The sequence below is a fragment of the Mesorhizobium sp. RCC_202 genome (assembly GCF_041355295.1).
Lineage (GTDB): Bacteria > Pseudomonadota > Alphaproteobacteria > Rhizobiales > Rhizobiaceae > Mesorhizobium.
Genome location: NZ_JBFUPO010000004.1, coordinates 372,792 through 390,409, shown reverse-complemented (window position 1 = coordinate 390,409; position 17,618 = coordinate 372,792). Strand labels below are relative to the sequence as shown.

Below are 17,618 nucleotides of genomic sequence, written 5' to 3'. Positions count from 1 at the left end.
CCAACGTTATGTAATGGCGGCCGTTCCACCCGCCGAATGCCCTCCTGACAATCCTGGCAGTATAGCGTTGCGCGAAATCCTCTCGTAACCTCTGTCTGCCGATCAGGGAGGAACCATGGGCAAGGGACGGGTCGAGGCTTTCACCGATGGCGTCGTCGCCATCATCATCACCATCATGGTGCTGGACCTGAAGGTACCGGAGGGTGAGGATTTTTCGACGCTGCTGCCGCAGTGGCCGATCTTCCTGTGTTACGTGCTTTCCTTCATCAATGTCGGCATCTACTGGAACAATCTGCACAACATGTTCCACACCGTGCAGCGCGTCGACGGCCGCGTGCTGTGGGCCAACCTGCATATGTTGTTTTGGCTATCCCTGATGCCGGTGACGACGGCCTTCATGGGCGAGAACCATTTCGCCACGGTTCCCGTTGCGGTCTATGGTTTCGACTTGGCAATGTGCGCGACCGCTTACGCCATCCTGGTGGTTGCCCTGCATCGCCTGCACGGACAGGACACCGCCTTCGCCAAGGCAATCGGCAACGATCGCAAGGGCAGGCTGTCGCTCGTCGCCTACATAGCCGCAATCGCGCTGACCTTCCTCAATCGCTGGATTGGTGTCGGCTTCTACGTGGCTGTCGCTCTCGTCTGGCTGGTTCCCGACACCCGCTTCTCGCGAGTTCTCGAAAAGTAGCTGGGTGCGTCCGGTCGATTGTCGGCGGAAAACCGCTTCAGATTTTTCCCGCATTGCTTTGATTGCGTATCGCTTTCAGCTTCTCGGCCACCGATGCGGCAAGGTCGGCATAGCGTTCTTCCAACCGCTCCGCCGCTTTGATGATCGGAAAATCGTGGCCAAACTTCTCAAGCGCCAGGCGCAGCTTTTCGGCGAAGTCGGCCTGTTTCTCCAACGCCGCGAACAGCGTCTTGACCTGCGCCTCGCTGATATCGGGGTTGGCAAGCATTTGCGGCACGTCGCGCCCCATCTGGTCGCCGGTGGCGGTCTGCTCTTTCAGAATCTCGATCCAGTCGGCCAATCGGCGAACCTCCATTTCCCGGCACCATGCGCGGCCCCGGCTGTTGCGGTCAACCCGTTGCCGCTCTCGCGGTCAACCCGTTGCCGCTCTCGCGGTCAACCATGGCGCCCAGGCGGGCTTGCCTCGATCTCAAGCAGCGTTAAGTTCGGCCCAACCCGAACGAGGACAACATCATGACCAGCGACGCCGAAATCCAGACCGCCCTGCCCGCTTTCGCTTCCGGCAATGTCGCCGTCATCACCGGCGGCGCCAGCGGCATCGGCCTTGCCGCGGCCAAGAAGTTCGCGGCCATGGGCATGAAGACGGTGCTGGCTGACATCGGCGGCGTGCGCCTCGACCAGGCGAAACAGGCGGTCGCGGCGATTGCCGGCGACGATGCCGTCCTCCCGATCCCCACCGACGTGTCCAAGGCCGATGACGTCGACCGGCTGGCGGAACTCGCCTACGGCGCCTTCGGCCCGGTCTCGGTGCTGATGAACAATGCCGGCGTCGGTAACAATCCCGGCAAGCCGTGGGAGAACCGCGACGCCTGGAAGCGGCTGCTGGACATCAATTTCTGGGGCGTCGTGCATGGCGTCGAGGCCTTTGCGCCGCGCATGCTGGCCGCGGGCAAACCAGGCCTGATCATCAACACCGGCTCCAAGCAGGGTATCACGACGCCGCCCGGCAATCTCGCCTACAACGTCTCCAAGGCCGGCGTGAAGACGTTTACCGAAGGCTTGGCGCACGCCCTGCGCAACGAGCCGGGAGCGAAGGTTTCCGCGCATCTGCTGATCCCCGGCTTCACCTATACCGGGCTGACCGAAGGGGCGACGGAAAAGCCGGCCGGCGCCTGGACGGGTGAGCAGGTTATCGACTTCATGCTGGCATCGCTGATGGATGACGATTTCTATATCCTGTGCCCGGATAACGACGTCGCGCGGCCGATGGACGAAAAACGCATGGCCTGGGCGGTCGGCGACATTATCGAGAACCGGCCGGCTTTGTCGCGCTGGCACCCCGACCACAAGGACGCGTTCGCCGCCTTCATGAGCCGCTGACGACGCTTCAAGCGGCCGTCTGCTTCTTCGGTTTGCGCTTTTGCGCGACGGCCTTCTTGGCAGCCATCTCGACAATCTGCCGGTCATGCCGCTTGGCCGCCGCCTCGCATTTGTCGCGGATGGCCTCGACCTCAGATTCCGTCAGATGCTCGATGCCGATGAAATGGTTGTGGGCCCGGCCGACGCGGATCAGTTCATCGAGCTTGGCCTGGATCGCGGCGCCGTCGCGGTTCTGCGTGTTCTGGATAAGGAACACCATCAGGAAGGTGATGATGGTGGTGCCGGTGTTGATGACCAGTTGCCAGGTGTCCGAGAAGCCGAAGAACGGCCCGCTGATCCCCCATACAACCACGATCAGCACGCAGACAGCGAAAGTCGCAGGCAGGCCGGCCAGATGGGCGACCCGATTTGCGGCCTTGGTGAAGAGTTTCTCGATCATGCAAATCCCTCATAACGCCGCGGAATCGTGACGTTCCTGGAGAAACAAGCAGTCGCCGCTTTCGGTTCCAGGCGATGACGTCTTTGCGCTTGCACGCGGGCACAATCGGATACACGCGAAAGGCGCAGGCGCGTGAAAAACCGCCTTATTCGTTTGTTGCCATAGTGCCCATGCAGGCCAAAAGCCTGTTCCTTCCGCTTCACGGCGGTTTACCTCCAGCCCCTTCCGCTGCGCCACCCCCGCATGGCGGAAGGGGCACTAAAATTTCGAGAGCGCGGCATGAGTATCGAAAAGCCCCGTCCCGTGCCTCGACCCCGGTCTTCTAGATTGCTCGGCAGTTGCGCCTTCATCGGTGTGCTGATGACCTGCGCCACGGCGACAGCCGACCCGGACACGGATGCGACCATCACCGGCAGCATCGAGCAGCACTGGACCAACAACGCGCTGGACAGCGGTCGCGCGGTCACCGACTGGTACACGCTGCTGCGCGGCTCGCTCGACAAAAAATGGGGCGACGACGACGCCAACGCCAAGGTCCATGCCGATTTCGAGGTCTCGCGCTACAACCGGGCCTCGATCGAGGACGATCGCGCGCTGTCGCTGTCGGCCGAGGCTTTCCGGCGCCTCGAGGCAGGGCTCGAACTGCGCGGAACGCTGAGCTATCGCGTGATCAGCACCGGCGACGATCTCGAGATCGGGCCGCTGATCATCGGCACGCGTGAATTGAAGCAGATCGTCAGCGCGCAAGGGCAGCTCGGCATCGACCTCGGCAACGCGACATCGCTTACGCTCGAAGCCACCGAAAGCATCGAGAAGGTCGGCGACACCCATTTCGAGGACGACATCTTCCTGCCGACCAAGCTGCATGCCGACCGTCTTCTTTCCCAGGTCGCGGCCAGGCTGACCAAGACAGTCGGCGACTACGCCGTCGGCGCTTCGACGTCGGCGCTGCTGGCTTCCGTCGAACGCGTCGGCTTTCCACCGCTCCAGCTCTCCTTTTTCCAATACACCGCGCAAGCCGAGGCCGCCTACAAAGGCAAGGACGGTTCGACGCTGGGCCTGGCCTTCGGCGCGCAATATCTGCGCGGCGCCGACGACACATACCAGCGCGTGCTGCCGACCTGGCAGGTGACTTTCACCAAGCCGCTGCCGAAGGGATTTGAGCTGCGCGGTACCTGCTTTGGGCGCTACGAGACATCCGACACCGACGATCCGCTCGCCTCCTGGCTGCGCCGCGCCGAACTGGAGCTTGCCTTGAAATTGCGGGAAAACCTCGCCGTTGGCACCGGTATCTTCGCCCAGCTCAAGGACAATCTTTTGCTGGAGAACGTCGAACGCAGCAAAGGCGTCTATGCCGAGACCACCTGGGGCGCGACCAAGTCATTGGCCGTCGTCTTCCGTGTCGATTATTCGCAGAAGGTAAAGACCATCATCGACGTGCATGAACGCACGGTCGACGCCTTCGTCGGCCTGCGCGCCAAGATCTAAGATTGGACGGGTAATTCCGGTCGAAAGCCCTACTCTGCCCGGAATTGACCTGGAACGGCTGGCAGGAGGGTGTACGAGGCCCTCCTGCCCGCTACGAATGGTCCAGCCATCCGCGCTGCTGCTCAGTGCTTCTTCAGCGAATAGTTGTTGCTGCCGAGATTGATGCCGATCCCGCTGAGGATACCGGAAACGACATTGGTCTTGTTGCCGTTCAGAATGCCCGAGACGACATTGCCGCTGAGGATGTTGTTGCCGTTCAGGACACCGTTGAGCGCGTCGAGATTCACGTTCGGCGACACATTGATCAGGCTTCCCGAGCCACCACCCCAACCACCGGCATAGGCGCCGACGGACGAGAAGGAAACAACAACAGCTGCAGTGAGTGCAAGTGAGAACTTCTTCATGACTACTCTCCTTTGTTGCTTTGCGGTGTTTCCTTCGACTTCACTTAGATATTACCTCCGAGTTCATTAGTGCATTTCGCAGAAATGCTTGCAACCGGAGAGTGGTAGACGCCATCTATACACGCCGTTTTCCAATTTTTAACGCTAATGTTTTACGTTAAAAAGCTTGGTTACGGACAATGGTAAATATGTCAGGCGGCGCTGTCTTCCCAGCGATCGAGGAAGGCCTCGATCGACAGCGCCTGCATGTCGGGGATTGCCCTGGCCAGTTTCTCGGGGGCCCAGTCCCACCAGGCAAGCGCCTCGATGCGCGCCGCGACCGCGGCGGGGAAGCGTTCACGCAAGGGTTTGGCCGGGACCCCGGCAACAATCGTGTAGGGCGCCACGTCACGCGTGACCACCGCGTTGGCGCCGATGACGGCGCCGTTGCCGATCGCAACACCCGGCATGATCACCGCGCCATGGCCGATCCAGACGTCGTGGCCAATGTTGACCGCCTTGGCCTGCCGCCGCTCGCGAAAAGCCGCATCGACGCCCAGCCAGCGAAAATATTCGTTCGGCCGGTAGCTGACCTTATGCTGGGTCAGCCGCTCGATCGGGTGTTCGAGCGCATTGATGCGGCTGTTGGCGGCGATCGAGCAGAACTTGCCGATCGTCGTATAGATCGCCTCGCAGTGGCGTTCGAAATAGGAAAAGTCGCCGACGCTCACCTCGCGCAGGATGACCCGCTCGCCGATCGCGGCATAGCGGCCGAGCTTGCACGCCTTCAGCTCCGCGGTCGGATGAATGCGCGGCTCTGGATCTTTCAGGACGAGGTCTTCGGAGCGGTCCATCAAGCGGCTTTACGCCCCGGCGATTGGTCCCGCAAGCTGGGGCCAATCTCTGGTCGGTTCTTAGCGGCTGCCTATTGCGGCTTGCCCTTCGTCCACACCACGTTCTGGCCGTAGAGCGGCACGGTGGTCACCGACATCTTGGCCGAGCCGTTCTGCACCTGGCGCGAATGCGACAGGTAGATCAGCGTCTCGTTCTTCTTGTCGTAGATGCGGTTCACCACCTGCTTCTTCCAGATCAGGCTGAGGCCCTGCTTGAACACTTCCTCGCCACCTTCGCTCATGTCGATGTCGCTGATGGTGATCGGCCCGGTCTGGCGGCAGGAGATCGAGGAATCGGACGGATCCTCGAACCAGTTGCCCTTGTGCAGCCGGTCGATGATGCTGCGGTCGAAATAGGCGACATGGCAGGTCACGCCGTCCACTTTAGGATCCTTGATCGCGTCGATCATGATGTCGTTGCCGACCCAGTCGACACCGACCTTGCCAACCTCGTCAGCCACTGCAGCGCCAGCGCTCAAGGCAAGACATGCGGCGAATAAGCCGATCAGTTTTCGCAAATTTGCCTCCTCGGTTCGCGTTTGCCGGTCTCAGGTGGGACAGGACCATGGCATTTGCAAGCCGATCGATGATGATCGCGTATCGGGGCAACGGCGCCCATCCTTGGATTACCGGTTGCGGCAACGCGACATCTTTGCTTGGCCGGCGCCCAACAGCTAAGACTATCGCCCAAACTCGGGCCGCCCCGATCCGGCGAGCCGCGGCAAATCACGACGGACACCCTGATGATGCGTTCAATCCTGGTCGGCATTCTCGTCCTGATGGCGGCCGGCATCGGCTGGCTTACCTTCGACTTCTATCGCGGCCATTATAGCGGCGAGCCTTTCGGCGCTCCCTTCACGCTGGTTGACCAGAAAGGCGCGCCGATCACCGAGGCCGCGTTCAGGGGTCACCCAAGCATCGTCTTCTTCGGCTTCACGCACTGCCCCGAGGTCTGTCCGACGACATTGTTCGAACTGGCTGGCTGGTTGAAGACGATGGGCGACAGCGGCAAGAATCTCAACGCCTATTTCGTCACCGTCGATCCGGAGCGCGATACGCCGGAGACCATGAACACCTATGTCAGCAATTTCTCCGACCGCATCACCGGCATCACCGGCGATCCGGACAAGGTGCACGCCATGGCCAAGGCTTTCGGCATCTACTGGAAGAAGGTCGACACCGGCGACGGCGACTACACGATGGACCACACGGCGTCGGTGCTGCTTCTCAATGCAACGGGTGATTTCGCCGGCACCATCGCCTATGGCGAAAATGCCGATACGGCCATTGCCAAGCTGAAGCGCCTGGCGGCTGGCGGTCAAACATGATCCCGAAAAGTGGGAACTGGTTTTCGGAAAAGATCATGTTCAAACAAGAGCCTTCCTGATGGTGCAGACCAGGCTGCATTTCACCACCGGCAAGGTCGAGGCCGACCGCATTTTTGCCGCGCTCGACCAGGCCTTCGAGGATGACGGTCTGCCGATTGCCGTGCTGGAGATCGACGAAGAAAAAGACATCCACGAGGTGTCGCTTTACGCCGACGATGACGTCGATGGCGTCGAGGCGCGTATCACGCAGATCCTTGACGATCTTGGTTTACCAAAGCCGATCGAGCGGGAGGTCTTGCCCGACGTCGATTGGGTGGCGCGCTCGCTGGAAGGGCTGAAACCGGTGCGCGCCGGCCGTTTCCTCGTCCACGGGTCGCATGACCGGGCCCAGCGCCACAGCGGCGATCTCGCCATCGAGATCGAGGCCGGTCTTGCCTTCGGCACCGGACATCACGGCACCACGGCCGGCTGCCTCGAAGTGCTGGAGCAGGTGGTGCTGCGCGAACGGCCGCGCAACGCGCTCGACCTCGGCACCGGCAGCGCCGTTCTGGCGATCGCGCTGGCAAAACTGGCGCATATCCCGGTGCTGGCGACCGACATCGATCCGATCGCCGTGCGCGTCGCCGCCGCCAACGCCCGCCTCAACCATGTCAAGGCGCTGGTCGAGACGGTAACGGCGCCCGGCTTCCACAACCCCATTTTCGCCAGGCGCGCGCCGTTCGATCTGATCGTCGCCAACATTCTGGCGCGGCCGCTGATGCGGCTGGCGCCGCAGATGGCCAAGCACATCCAGCTCGGCGGCTCGTTGGTGCTCTCCGGCATCCTCGACCGCCAGCGCGACGCGGTGATCTCGGCCTATGTCGGCCAGAGTTTCCGCCACGTCCGTACGCTGCATCGTGAAGGCTGGGTGACGATCCACTTGAAGCGCTGAGGTCGGCCCGCCGCTGACGCTGGACCAAACGCCGGAATGTTGTAAACCGTCCCCGCCCATTGCACCTTGCCTCGTGGCGAGGCAGCGGGAAAACGATTCCGATTTTCGGGGCCATCGGCTACGGTCAAGGCGCGGTGGCGCGAGAGGGAGGCCAGAATGTTCCAGACCTTTGATTCCGCCGGCGACCCGGCTGTCGGCAAGCCGCGCGTGGCGCTGCTGCGCCAATGGCTGGCCGAGAACAAGCTCGATGGTTTCATTGTTCCCCGCGCGGACGAACACCAGGGCGAATATGTCGCCGACCGCTCGGCGCGGCTGAAGTGGCTGACCGGCTTTTCCGGCTCGGCCGGCGTCGCCATCGTGCTGCGCGACCGCGCCTTCATCTTCGTCGACGGCCGCTACACGCTGCAAGTGCGCGGCGAGGTCGATCTGTCGATCTTCGCCGTCGAGAGCCTCGTCGACAATCCGCCTGCCACCTGGATCAAGGACAATCTCGGTAAGGGCGCGCGGCTCGGCTTCGATCCGTGGCTGCACACGATCGGCGAGGTCAAGGCGCTGAAGGCATCGGCCGAGCAATCCGGCGCGACGCTGGTGCCGCTCGACAAAAACCCGATCGACATCATCTGGAAGGACCAGCCTGAGCCGCCGCGCGCGCCCGTCGAGCTGCACCCGATCGCCTTTGCCGGCGAGCTCGCCAAGGACAAGCTCAGGCGGCTGGCCGGCGCGATCGAGAAGGACGGCGCGACCCACGCCATACTGACCGACCCCTCCTCCATCGCCTGGGCCTTCAACATCCGAGGCGGCGACGTGCCGCATACGCCGCTGGCGCTCGGTTTTGCCATCCTAGCAGCCGACGGCAACCATCAGCTGTTCATGGACCAGCGCAAGTTCCCGCGTCAGGTGGCCGCCTATCTCACCCAGCTCGCCGACCTGCATGATCCAGGCGAGTTCGAGACAGCAATCGTCGATCTCGCCAAGGCTGGCGCCAAGATCGCGCTCGATCCGGTGCTGGCGGCGGAAAAACTCCGGATGCTGGTCGAGGACAATGGCGGCGCCGTCGTGCTGGCGCCGGATCCTGCCCGCATTCCCCGCGCCACCAAGAACCAGGCCGAGATCGCCGGCAGCCGCGCCGCGCATCGCCGCGACGGCGCCGCGGTTGCCAAGCTGCTCTGCTGGCTCGATCGGCAAAAGCCGGGTTCGCTCGACGAGATCGCCGTCGTCACCAGGCTCGAGGAAACCCGCCGGCAGACCGGCGAGGAAACGCAGATGCCGCTGCGTGACGTTTCCTTCGACACCATTTCCGGCGCCGGCCCCAACGGCGCCATCATGCATTACCGCGTCTCGCGCGCCACCAGCCGCAAGCTGCAGAGCGGCGAGTTGTTCCTGCTCGATTCCGGTGCGCAATATCAGGACGGCACCACCGACATCACCCGCACCGTGCCGATCGGTGAGCCGACGCAGGAGATGCGCGAGCGCTTCACACTGGTGCTGAAAGGCATGATCGGCATCTCGATGCTCCGCTTCCCCGCCGGCACGCGCGGCTCGGAGATCGACGCCGTCGCCCGCATGGCATTGTGGAAGCATGGCTGCGACTTCGCCCATGGCACCGGCCATGGCGTCGGCTCCTATCTTGCCGTGCACGAAGGGCCGCAGCGCATCGCCCGCACCGGCACCGAAAAGCTGCTCGCCGGCATGATGCTGTCCAACGAACCTGGCTATTACAAGGAAGGTTCCTACGGCATCCGCATCGAGAACCTGATCCTGGTCACATCAGCCGATCCGGTCGAAGGCGGCGACATCGCCATGCACGCTTTCGAGACGCTGACGCTGGCGCCGATCGACAAGCGCCTGATCCGCAGCGAGCTCTTGCACCGCGACGAGTTGCAGTGGCTTGACCACTATCACGCCCGGGTGCTGGCCGAGATCGGCCCGATGGTCGACGGCGAGACGCTGGCCTGGCTGGAGAAGGCGACAGCGCCGCTGCCGCACGACGCCAAGATTTGACATTAGCCTCTTTCTCCCCGTTTACGGGGAGAAATGCCCGGCAGGGCAATGAGGGGCAGCGCCTCCGTTCGAAGCTATTGCGACGGCAGGCGCACTACCCGACGAACTGGCGTGCCAAAATAAGAACCGCCGCCCCTGCCAGAAACATCGCCATCAGACCACCGCGCAACGACACCAGCGCGGTGACGGCGAGCGCGGCCCACTCCGCCGGGCCGGCGTGCAGCAGTTCGGGCGCCACCAGCGTCGTCAGCACGGCGGCCGGCACCGCGTTCAGTCCGGCCTCGACGCGCGGATGGATATTCTCGAAGCGCGAGATGACCAGGTGGCCGCCGACGCGGGTGAGATAGGTGGCGACGGCGCCGGCGAGAATGATCCAGAAGGTCGTGCTCATGGCCGCTTGCCCACACCACTGTGATGCGGCGGCAGGATGACCGCCAGGAGGATGCCGGCGACCGCGCCGATCGAGACGTGCCAGGGCGAGCCGACCGTCCTGTAGGCAATGATCGAGGCAATTGCGCTGGCGGCGACGACAGGCGCCCACAGCGGCCGCTTGCGGAAGCCAAGCACCAGGCCGAGGAAATAGATCGGCAACAGGAAATCGATGCCCAGCGCATGCGTGTCGGGGATCATTTTGCCGAACAACGCGCCCAGCGCGCTCTCGATCACCCAGAACAGGTAGACCGGCAAGCCGAGCCCCAAATACCAGACGAAGCCGACGGGACGGCCGGACTCCGCCCGCGCCTCGGCGATGGCAAATTGCGGATCGGTGAGGATGAAATAGCCGACGGCCTGTTGCAGCAGCGGCCAATGCGCGATGCGCCGGCCGATGCCGGCAGAATAGAGCACATGGCGGAAATTCACCGCGAAGATCGACAGCACGATCAGCCACGGCGCGACATGCTGGCCGAACAATTCGATGCCGACCATCTGGCTGGCACCGCCATAGATCGTGGCGCTCATCAGGAAGGCTTCGAGAACCGAGAAACCGTTGTCGACAGCCAAGGCGCCGAACAGCACCGCGAACGGCGCCGAGGCGACGACGACGGGCATCGACAGGCGCACGCCATCCCAGAAATCGCTCTTGGCGCTGCCTTCAGAAATTGCTTCCGCCACCATTCGCCGCTCCTAATGCATGTCGCCCAGAAGTGCATAGCGGTCCTGGGATAACGACATGCATCGAAATTAGACATAAAGCGCGTCGCCGCGACGCGCTTTATGAGCCGCCTCACTTAGGGAGCGTCGTCTTCGATGTCACACGAATTCGCTTGAGCCGACCATCAGCGGAACTGATGGGAACCCGCCACCCGCGCGGTGGCCAGTCAGCGTTGCGAGCGCCTGCGTACCGCCAAAGAATCCTCCCGGATAATGGATTTTCGAACCACCCCTATTGTCGTGCGATCGCGCCTGATGCCAAGATCGGGAATAAGAGGGGATAACGAATGATCGCTTATGATTTCACCGGCCGGCATGCGGTCGTCACCGGGGCTGGCGGCGGCATGGGCGAAGCGATCGCGCTGGCTCTGCTCGATGCCGGCGCCTCCGTCACCGCCATCGACGTCAAGCCGCGTCCGGCGACGCTCGCCGCCTATGACGACCGGCTCACTTTTGCGCAGGGCGACCTCACTGACGCCGCCTTTGTCGAACAGGCCATCAATGCTGCGGGCCGCGAGCGCGGCGGCATCGATTACCTTGCCAACGTCGCCGGCGTGCTCTGGTTCGGCCGCGACAAGTCGGCGCTCGAAATGGATCTCGATGTCTGGGACCAGGTCTTCAACATCAACCTGAAGTCTTTCGTCCACACGGCCCGCGCTGTGGTTCCCCATATGCGCGCCGGCGGCCGCGGCGGCGCGATGGTGCATTTCTCGACGATCCAGTGGTATCGCGGCGATCCGACCCCGCAGGATGCCTATCAGGCGTCGAAGGCAGGTGTCTGCGCGCTGTCCAAGTCCCTCGCCATGCAGCTTGCCGGTGACCGCATCCGTTCCAACTCCATCTGCCCCGGCATGGCGCTGACGCCGCTGCAGGCGCGCTGGGACACCGAAGAGAAGCGCGCCGCCGTCGCCAACTATGCGCCGCTCGGCCGCATCGGCACACCGCAGGACATGGCCAATGCCGCGCTGTTCCTGCTCTCGGATGCCGCAAGCTACATCACCGGCATCGAGCTCGCCGTCGATGGCGGCCTGCTGATGCGGATGTAATCCGAAAAGACATCAAGCCGCCACGGCAATGCCCTGGATCGCCCTGCCCCAGTCGAGCAGCGGCTTGGCACTCAAGGTGAAATCGACGAGATCGTCGACCAACGCCGGCGAATGGATTGTCGCGACGTCGATGTCATGCCGGACCACGAAATGCCGGTTGCGCACCGCCTGGGCAAGGTCGTCGTCGGCAACATCCTCGAAGCCGCGCGGCGCACGCTTCAGGCGGTCTTCCGGATCGAGCTCCAGGCCGGATTTCTTGAGCGACGAGACCATGTCGCGGAACTTCGCTGGTTTTTCCACGATCGCCTTGCGCATGGCCTGCAGCAGCTCCGGCGCCGGCTGCCACCAGGCGACGCCGGCAAAACAGCGCTCCAGCCCGATATGCACGTAGAACACACCTTGCGACATCTTGGTGCCGTCGGGTGACAGGATCGCCGACAGATGCCTGTTGTAAGGGCGCTTGTCCTTGGCGAAGCGCACATCGCGATTGATGCGGAACAGCGATCTCTTGCGGTCGCCTCGCAAGCCGAGCTTCGCCTTTTCGAAACGTTCACTGAGCGTCTCGACAAGGTCACAGAACGGTCCGTGCAGCTCGCTGTCAAAGAGGTCGCGGTTCTCCTGGAACCATTCACGGCTCTGATGGAAGTCGAGCGCCTTGAAGAACGGAATGGCTTTTGGGCCGAATCCTTTGAACGCGCCGGCCGTCACGACTTGCCGACCCGCTGCAGCCAGGTGTCCTCGTCGATGACCTCGACGCCGAGTTCGCTGGCAAGCTTGAGCTTGGAGCCGGCGCCCGGCCCGGCCACCAGGAGATCGGTCTTGGCCGACACCGAGCCCGCCACCTTGGCGCCCAGACGTTCGGCCATCGCCTTGGCTTCCGACCGTGTCATCTTTTCCAGCGTGCCGGTGAAGACGATGGTCTTGCCGGCGACCTCGCTGTCGGCCGAAACGGTGACGATATAGGGCTTCGGCCTGACCTGTTCGAGCAGCCTGTCGAGCACGTCATCATTGCGCTCATTGCCGAAGAAATCGCGCAGCGCCTCGATCACGGTATCGCCAATGCCGTTGATCGACGGGAAGACGCTGTGCGGGTCTTCCGCTTTCGCCGTCTCCTTGCCGACCCGGATCAGTTCTTCGATCGTCGAGAAAGTGCGAGCCAGCACCGCCGCCGTCGTCTCGCCGATATGGCGGATGCCGAGCGCGAAGATGAAGCGGTCGAGCTCCGGCTCGCGGCGCGCATCTATTGCGGCAAACAATTTGTCGAGGCCTTCATAGTTGCGGTCCTCGACGCCGCGCACATTCTTGCGCGTCTTGCCCGACGCGGCTTCGCGCAGTTTCGCCTGTTCCTCGCGCCGCTCGGCCAGTGCCTTGGTGACGGCTGGCCGGCGGTCCTTGAGCGTAAAGATATCCGCAGCCGTCTTCACCAACCCCGAATTGAAGAACAGGTCGATGTTCTCGGCGCCCAGCCCCTCGATGTCGAGCGCGCCGCGCGACACGAAATGGCGCAGCCTCTCGACCGCCTGCGCCGCGCAGATCAACTCGCCGGTGCAGCGGCGGCGCGAATCCTCCTTGCCGGTCTTCTCGTTGATTTCGCGCGTCGCCGGCGAGCCGCAGACCGGACATGTGTGCGGAAACTCGTAAGCCACGGCATTGGCCGGCCGCTTGTCGATGACGACGCTGACGATCTGCGGGATGACATCGCCAGCCCGCTGGATGACGACGGTATCGCCGATGCGCACGTCGATGCCGTCCCGGATCGGCTGGCCGTTGCTGTCGAAACCCTTGATATAGTCCTCATTGTGCAGCGTGACGTTCTCGACCACCACGCCGCCGACCGTCACCGGCGCCAGCCGCGCCACTGGCGCCAGCGTGCCGGTACGGCCGACCTGGATGTCGATCTTCTCGACCGTCGTCATCGCTTGTTCGGCCGGGAATTTGTGCGCGACCGCCCAGCGCGGCTCGCCGGTGACAAAACCCCAGCGGCGCTGCAATTCGAGCTGGTCGACCTTGTAGACGACGCCGTCGATGTCATAGCCCAGAGACGAGCGCAGTTCCTCGATATGATGATACTGCGCGATGAGTTCCTCGACCGACTTTGCCCGCACCATCAGCGGGCTGACCTTGAACCCCCACTCGCCAAATTTCTGCACCGACTCGAATTGTGTCGGGGCGGGATCGGCGGTGGTGTAACCCCATGCATAGGCGAAGAACCTCAAATTACGGCTGGCGGTAACGGACGGATCCTTCTGGCGCAGCGAGCCTGCCGCCGTGTTGCGCGGATTGACATAATCCTGGCCGCCGACCGCCGCCGAGCGCTGCTTCAGCGCCTCGAATTCGGCATAGGTCATATAGACCTCGCCACGGATCTCGATGGTCTGCGGCCAGCCTGAACCCTTCAGCGTCTTCGGGATGTCGGCGATGGTCATCAGGTTTGCCGTGATGTCTTCGCCGACGGCGCCGTCGCCGCGCGTCGCGCCTTGCACGAACACGCCGTTCTCGTAGCGCAGCGAGGCCGACAGCCCGTCGATTTTCGGCTCGGCGGTGAAAGCGATGTCGAGGTCCTTGTCGCGATCGAAGAAGCGCCGGCCGCGCTCGATGAAATCGGTGACGTCCTCGTCGGTATAAGCCTTGGCCAAGCTCAGCATCGGCACCGCGTGGCGCACCTTGGCAAAGCCTTCAGCGGGTGCCGCCCCAACCCGAAGCGATGGCGAATCTTCGCGCACCAGGCCGGGAAAATGCTCCTCAAGCGCAAGGTTGCGCCGCCGCAGCGCGTCGTATTCGGCATCGGTGATCGTCGGCGCGTCCTCGGCATGATAGCGCCGGTCGTGCTCGGCGATCTCGGCCGCCAACCGCTTCAGCTCATCAGCGGCCTCAATCTCGCTCAACGAATCGACTGACTTTTCCGACATGCGGCGCGGTCCTCGAACTATTGCAGGCCACTATAAATCAGGATTCGCCGGCAGGGAGTCGGCTGGCGCAAAAATCATTCCCGAACAGCAGGATGCAGTCATCTGCTGACTCTAGCTGCCAAACAAGGAGCTGCAAGTCTCTAAGCAGCCGCCGTGTTCTCGCGCAGCAAGCGTTCAGCGGCAGCGCGCGCCTCGTCTGTGATGGTGGCGCCGGCCAGCATGCGCGCGATCTCTTCCTGGCGCGCCGCGCGGTCCATTTCGGCGATGCCGGTGGCGACACGGTCCTTGCCCCCGGATTTGGAGATCAGGAAATGCGTCGCAGCGCGCGCCGCCACTTGCGGCGCATGCGTGACCGAAAGCACCTGCACCCGCTTCGACAATCTCGCCAGCCGCTGGCCGATGGCATCGGCCACCGCGCCGCCGACCCCCGTATCGATCTCGTCAAAGACCAGCGTCGGCGCGGAGCCGCGATCGGCGAGCGCGACTTTCAGCGCCAGAAGGAAGCGCGAGAGCTCACCGCCTGACGCCACTTTCATCATCGGCCCAGGCCTGGTGCCGGGATTGGTGCGGACCCAGAACTCGACCTGGTCGATGCCTTCCTCCATGCGGCTTTCGGCATCGGTCGTCAGCTCGACGATGAACTCGGCGCGCTCGAGCTTGAGCGCCGGCAATTCCACCATCACCGCTTTGGTCAGGCCGGACGCCGCCGCGTGGCGCAGCGACGACAACTGCGCCGCCGAGATGTCGTAAGCCTCGCGCGCGGCGGCAGCCTGCTTTTCCAGCGCATGCAGGCGTTCCTCGCCGGCATCGAGATCGGCCAGATCGGCAACCATCGTGTCGCGCAGCTGCGCCAGATCGTCGACGGCGACACTGTGCTTGCGCGAGGCGGCGCGCAACGCAAACAGTCGCTCCTCGGCCTTCTCCAGGCGCTGCGGATCATATTCGGTGGCGCGCAGCGCCGCCTCGACACCGGATTGCGCCGCGTCGAGCGAAAGCATCGCTTCATCGAGCGACTTCACCACATCCTCAAGCAGCCCGGGCGCCTCCGTCGCCTTGCGCTGCAGCCGCCTCAGCAAACTGGCCAGTTGCGGCAAGGGTGAAGACGGACCCGACAGCACGTCCTGCGCATCATGGATTTCGCCGGCGATCTTTTCGGCGCGCATCATCTGCGCCCGCAGCTCGGCGAGCTCGGTCTCTTCGCCCGGTTGCGGATCAAGCTTGGCAAGTTCGGCGACCGAGGCGCGCAGATAGTCGGCCTCACGCGCCGCCGCTTCGACCTTGGCGCGGTGCCGGGAAAGCTCCTGCGCGCAGCCGCGCCAGTACCGCCAGGCTTCGCCGGTGCCGCGCACGGCGCCGAGATGACCGCCAAAACTGTCCAGAAGGTCGCGATGCGCGCCGGGGTCGACCAGCGCCCGCTCGTCATGCTGACCATGGATCTCGACCAGCGCACGACCGACATCGCGCATCAAGGTGACACTGGACGGCTGGTCGTTGACGAAGACACGCGTGCGCCCGTCAGCCGTCTGCACGCGGCGCAGGATGATGTCACCATCGTCCTCGATGTCATTTTCAGCCAGCAGCGCGCGCGCCGGATGGTTGCGCGGCACATCGAATACCGCGATCACCTGGCCTTGCGCCGCGCCGTGGCGGACGAGCGAAGCGTCGCCGCGCGCGCCGAGCGCCAGCGACAACGCATCGAGCAGGATGGATTTGCCGGCGCCGGTCTCACCCGTCAGCACCGAGAGTCCGGGCAGGAAATCGATGTCCAGCTTCTCGATCAGGACGATATCGCGGATCGACAGTCTGGACAGCATCAGAACCCGGACCTATTGCATGTCGCCCAAAAATGGACCCGGTTTCGGGACAACGACATGCGCAAAACAAAAGACTTAAAGCGCGTCAAACGGGCCTGTTCAAGCGCGACGCACCTCAACGCGGCATGCGACCCGTCTGGAGTCGCAGCGCCGCACTATCTTTTTGTTTTTGCGCCGGATCAATCCGAAAAGCGTTGTGCACGCTTCCGTTCGATGCTCCGCCGTCAGGCGCCGGTGATCAGCTTGCCGGCCTTGGAGATCCAGGACCCGGCATTCTCGCGCGGTTCAAGCCCGTTGCTCTGCAGGAGCTTGTAGGAATCCTTGTACCACGAGCTGTCCGGATAGTTGGTGCCGAGCACCGCCGCCGCCGTCTGCGCTTCCGAGACCAGGCCCAGTGCGTAATAGGCCTCGGTCAGGCGCGCCAGCGCTTCCTCGACATGGCGGGTGTTGGAGTAGTTCTCCACCACGGTGCGGAAGCGCTTGACTGCGGCGATGTATTCGCGGCGCTCGAGATAGTAGCGGCCAACCTGCATTTCCTTGCCGGCGAGCTGGTCGTTGGCGAAGCGGATCTTGTCCTTGGCATCGGGGACATATTCCGAGTTCGGCCAGCGCGTCACCAGATCCTGCATGGTCTGGATGGTCTGGCGCGCTTCCTTCTGGTCCTGGGTGACGTCCTTGATCTGACGATAGTAGCTCAGGCCGATGATGTACTGCGCATAAGCGGCGTCGTCGGTCGTCGGGTAGAGCGTCAGATAGCGCTTGGCGGTGCCGATCGCGTCGTCATAGTTGCCGGCCCGGTAATCGGCGAAAGCACCCATCACCATCGATTTGCGGGCGGCTTCCGAATAGGGGTGCTGGCGGTCGACAGCGTCGAACTTCTTGCTCGCTTCGTCGAGGCGGCCGGCATTCATATTGGCCAGGCCCTGGTTGTAGAGAACGTCCGCCGGCTCGGTCTGGTCGACATAAGTCGCCAGGTTGACATCCTTCTCGGACGACATGCAGGCCGACAGCACGAGCGAAGGAACAACCACCGACAGCGCCAGCAGAACAGCACGACGCGGCGCTACCGATTGACCAACTCGCGAAAAAAACATGTTTGAATTCCGCCCCTTCGGCGTCGTTTCGGTCCGGGCCGAAGCCATAAACCATTATCCCCTTGCCCG

General features: G+C 63.3%; 18 protein-coding genes. 7 read left to right on the top strand and 11 right to left on the bottom strand.

What is annotated here, in order from left to right; all coding sequences use genetic code 11:
* Positions 1 to 115: 115 nt before the first annotated feature.
* Positions 116 to 691 carry a TMEM175 family protein gene (locus tag AB6802_RS11990; RefSeq protein WP_371010306.1) on the top strand — a complete coding sequence of 192 codons (576 nt, stop codon included), beginning with the start codon at positions 116 to 118 and terminating at the stop codon, positions 689 to 691.
* A 37-nt stretch (positions 692 to 728) separates the two neighbouring features.
* Here the strand turns inward: AB6802_RS11990 and AB6802_RS11985 are convergent, their stop codons facing one another.
* A complete protein-coding gene (locus AB6802_RS11985) occupies positions 729 to 1,031 on the bottom strand; it encodes a hypothetical protein (RefSeq protein WP_371010305.1) in 303 nt (100 codons plus the stop codon).
* Between the two features lie 173 nt (positions 1,032 to 1,204).
* On the opposite strand from AB6802_RS11985, the gene AB6802_RS11980 reads away from it, so the two are divergent.
* Positions 1,205 to 2,071 (top strand): SDR family NAD(P)-dependent oxidoreductase, encoded by an 867-nt coding sequence (locus AB6802_RS11980; protein ID WP_371010304.1) that lies wholly within the window; start codon positions 1,205 to 1,207, stop codon positions 2,069 to 2,071.
* Between the two features lie 7 nt (positions 2,072 to 2,078).
* Here the strand turns inward: AB6802_RS11980 and AB6802_RS11975 are convergent, their stop codons facing one another.
* On the bottom strand, positions 2,079 to 2,510 hold the full coding sequence (locus tag AB6802_RS11975) for a low affinity iron permease family protein (protein WP_371010303.1): 432 nt from the start codon (positions 2,508 to 2,510) through the stop codon (positions 2,079 to 2,081).
* A 279-nt stretch (positions 2,511 to 2,789) separates the two neighbouring features.
* Between AB6802_RS11975 and AB6802_RS11970 the strand changes: the two genes are divergently transcribed.
* On the top strand, positions 2,790 to 3,998 hold the full coding sequence (locus AB6802_RS11970) for a hypothetical protein (RefSeq protein WP_371010302.1): 1,209 nt from the start codon (positions 2,790 to 2,792) through the stop codon (positions 3,996 to 3,998).
* A 122-nt stretch (positions 3,999 to 4,120) separates the two neighbouring features.
* On the opposite strand, the gene AB6802_RS11965 is transcribed toward AB6802_RS11970, so the two are convergent.
* The 3 genes from AB6802_RS11965 to AB6802_RS11955 all read right to left on the bottom strand — a co-directional run bounded on the left by AB6802_RS11965 (position 4,121) and on the right by AB6802_RS11955 (position 5,792).
* Complete coding sequence (locus AB6802_RS11965; RefSeq protein ID WP_371010301.1) at positions 4,121 to 4,402, bottom strand: hypothetical protein; 282 nt, start codon at positions 4,400 to 4,402, stop codon at positions 4,121 to 4,123.
* Between the two features lie 191 nt (positions 4,403 to 4,593).
* Positions 4,594 to 5,235, bottom strand: coding sequence for a DapH/DapD/GlmU-related protein (locus tag AB6802_RS11960; protein WP_371010300.1), 642 nt, complete (start codon positions 5,233 to 5,235; stop codon positions 4,594 to 4,596).
* A 71-nt stretch (positions 5,236 to 5,306) separates the two neighbouring features.
* The gene (locus AB6802_RS11955) at positions 5,307 to 5,792 is read right to left on the bottom strand and encodes a CreA family protein (protein WP_371010299.1); all 486 of its coding nucleotides are present in this window, start codon (positions 5,790 to 5,792) and stop codon (positions 5,307 to 5,309) included.
* Positions 5,793 to 6,017: 225 nt separating this feature from the next.
* Here AB6802_RS11955 and AB6802_RS11950 point away from each other — a divergent pair, with 225 nt between their 5' ends.
* The 3 genes from AB6802_RS11950 (at position 6,018) to AB6802_RS11940 (ending at position 9,534) form a co-directional block, all read left to right on the top strand.
* Positions 6,018 to 6,602 carry an SCO family protein gene (locus tag AB6802_RS11950; protein WP_371010298.1) on the top strand — a complete coding sequence of 195 codons (585 nt, stop codon included), beginning with the start codon at positions 6,018 to 6,020 and terminating at the stop codon, positions 6,600 to 6,602.
* Positions 6,603 to 6,660: 58 nt separating this feature from the next.
* Complete coding sequence (locus AB6802_RS11945) at positions 6,661 to 7,533, top strand: 50S ribosomal protein L11 methyltransferase (RefSeq protein ID WP_371010297.1); 873 nt, start codon at positions 6,661 to 6,663, stop codon at positions 7,531 to 7,533.
* A 156-nt stretch (positions 7,534 to 7,689) separates the two neighbouring features.
* Positions 7,690 to 9,534, top strand: coding sequence for an aminopeptidase P family protein (locus AB6802_RS11940; RefSeq protein WP_371010296.1), 1,845 nt, complete (start codon positions 7,690 to 7,692; stop codon positions 9,532 to 9,534).
* Between the two features lie 94 nt (positions 9,535 to 9,628).
* Here AB6802_RS11940 and AB6802_RS11935 read toward each other — a convergent pair whose 3' ends face one another.
* Both AB6802_RS11935 and AB6802_RS11930 read right to left on the bottom strand, forming a co-directional pair.
* The gene (locus tag AB6802_RS11935) at positions 9,629 to 9,925 is read right to left on the bottom strand and encodes an AzlD family protein (RefSeq protein WP_371010295.1); all 297 of its coding nucleotides are present in this window, start codon (positions 9,923 to 9,925) and stop codon (positions 9,629 to 9,631) included.
* Positions 9,922 to 10,650: an AzlC family ABC transporter permease gene (locus AB6802_RS11930; RefSeq protein ID WP_371010294.1), complete on the bottom strand. Its 729-nt coding sequence runs from the start codon at positions 10,648 to 10,650 to the stop codon at positions 9,922 to 9,924. Before AB6802_RS11930 ends, AB6802_RS11935 begins: the two co-directional genes overlap by 4 nt.
* Before the next feature lie 323 nt (positions 10,651 to 10,973).
* Between AB6802_RS11930 and AB6802_RS11925 the strand changes: the two genes are divergently transcribed.
* Positions 10,974 to 11,732 (top strand): SDR family NAD(P)-dependent oxidoreductase, encoded by a 759-nt coding sequence (locus AB6802_RS11925; RefSeq protein ID WP_371010293.1) that lies wholly within the window; start codon positions 10,974 to 10,976, stop codon positions 11,730 to 11,732.
* A gap of 12 nt (positions 11,733 to 11,744) precedes the next feature.
* Here AB6802_RS11925 and AB6802_RS11920 read toward each other — a convergent pair whose 3' ends face one another.
* The 4 genes from AB6802_RS11920 to AB6802_RS11905 form a co-directional block, all read right to left on the bottom strand.
* The gene (locus tag AB6802_RS11920) at positions 11,745 to 12,440 is read right to left on the bottom strand and encodes a DUF2461 domain-containing protein (RefSeq protein ID WP_371010292.1); all 696 of its coding nucleotides are present in this window, start codon (positions 12,438 to 12,440) and stop codon (positions 11,745 to 11,747) included.
* Positions 12,437 to 14,641 carry an NAD-dependent DNA ligase LigA gene (gene ligA, locus AB6802_RS11915; protein ID WP_371010291.1) on the bottom strand — a complete coding sequence of 735 codons (2,205 nt, stop codon included), beginning with the start codon at positions 14,639 to 14,641 and terminating at the stop codon, positions 12,437 to 12,439. The genes AB6802_RS11920 and ligA overlap by 4 nt, the downstream gene beginning before the upstream one ends.
* Positions 14,642 to 14,781: 140 nt before the next feature.
* Positions 14,782 to 16,455, bottom strand: coding sequence for a DNA repair protein RecN (recN, locus tag AB6802_RS11910; protein ID WP_371010290.1), 1,674 nt, complete (start codon positions 16,453 to 16,455; stop codon positions 14,782 to 14,784).
* A 224-nt stretch (positions 16,456 to 16,679) separates the two neighbouring features.
* Positions 16,680 to 17,549 carry an outer membrane protein assembly factor BamD gene (locus tag AB6802_RS11905; RefSeq protein WP_371010289.1) on the bottom strand — a complete coding sequence of 290 codons (870 nt, stop codon included), beginning with the start codon at positions 17,547 to 17,549 and terminating at the stop codon, positions 16,680 to 16,682.
* Between the last annotated feature and the right edge of the window lie 69 nt (positions 17,550 to 17,618).

Coding starts and splice junctions, on each gene's coding strand:
- ligA (WP_371010291.1), bottom strand. CDS start 14,641: ATGTCGGAAAAGTCAGTCGATTCGTTGAGCGAGATTGAGGCCGCTGAT.
- AB6802_RS11975 (WP_371010303.1), bottom strand. CDS start 2,510: ATGATCGAGAAACTCTTCACCAAGGCCGCAAATCGGGTCGCCCATCTG.
- AB6802_RS11935 (WP_371010295.1), bottom strand. CDS start 9,925: ATGAGCACGACCTTCTGGATCATTCTCGCCGGCGCCGTCGCCACCTAT.
- AB6802_RS11945 (WP_371010297.1), top strand. CDS start 6,661: ATGGTGCAGACCAGGCTGCATTTCACCACCGGCAAGGTCGAGGCCGAC.
- AB6802_RS11970 (WP_371010302.1), top strand. CDS start 2,790: ATGAGTATCGAAAAGCCCCGTCCCGTGCCTCGACCCCGGTCTTCTAGA.
- AB6802_RS11965 (WP_371010301.1), bottom strand. CDS start 4,402: ATGAAGAAGTTCTCACTTGCACTCACTGCAGCTGTTGTTGTTTCCTTC.
- AB6802_RS11940 (WP_371010296.1), top strand. CDS start 7,690: ATGTTCCAGACCTTTGATTCCGCCGGCGACCCGGCTGTCGGCAAGCCG.
- AB6802_RS11960 (WP_371010300.1), bottom strand. CDS start 5,235: ATGGACCGCTCCGAAGACCTCGTCCTGAAAGATCCAGAGCCGCGCATT.
- AB6802_RS11930 (WP_371010294.1), bottom strand. CDS start 10,650: ATGGTGGCGGAAGCAATTTCTGAAGGCAGCGCCAAGAGCGATTTCTGG.
- recN (WP_371010290.1), bottom strand. CDS start 16,455: ATGCTGTCCAGACTGTCGATCCGCGATATCGTCCTGATCGAGAAGCTG.
- AB6802_RS11925 (WP_371010293.1), top strand. CDS start 10,974: ATGATCGCTTATGATTTCACCGGCCGGCATGCGGTCGTCACCGGGGCT.
- AB6802_RS11950 (WP_371010298.1), top strand. CDS start 6,018: ATGATGCGTTCAATCCTGGTCGGCATTCTCGTCCTGATGGCGGCCGGC.
- AB6802_RS11990 (WP_371010306.1), top strand. CDS start 116: ATGGGCAAGGGACGGGTCGAGGCTTTCACCGATGGCGTCGTCGCCATC.
- AB6802_RS11980 (WP_371010304.1), top strand. CDS start 1,205: ATGACCAGCGACGCCGAAATCCAGACCGCCCTGCCCGCTTTCGCTTCC.
- AB6802_RS11905 (WP_371010289.1), bottom strand. CDS start 17,549: ATGTTTTTTTCGCGAGTTGGTCAATCGGTAGCGCCGCGTCGTGCTGTT.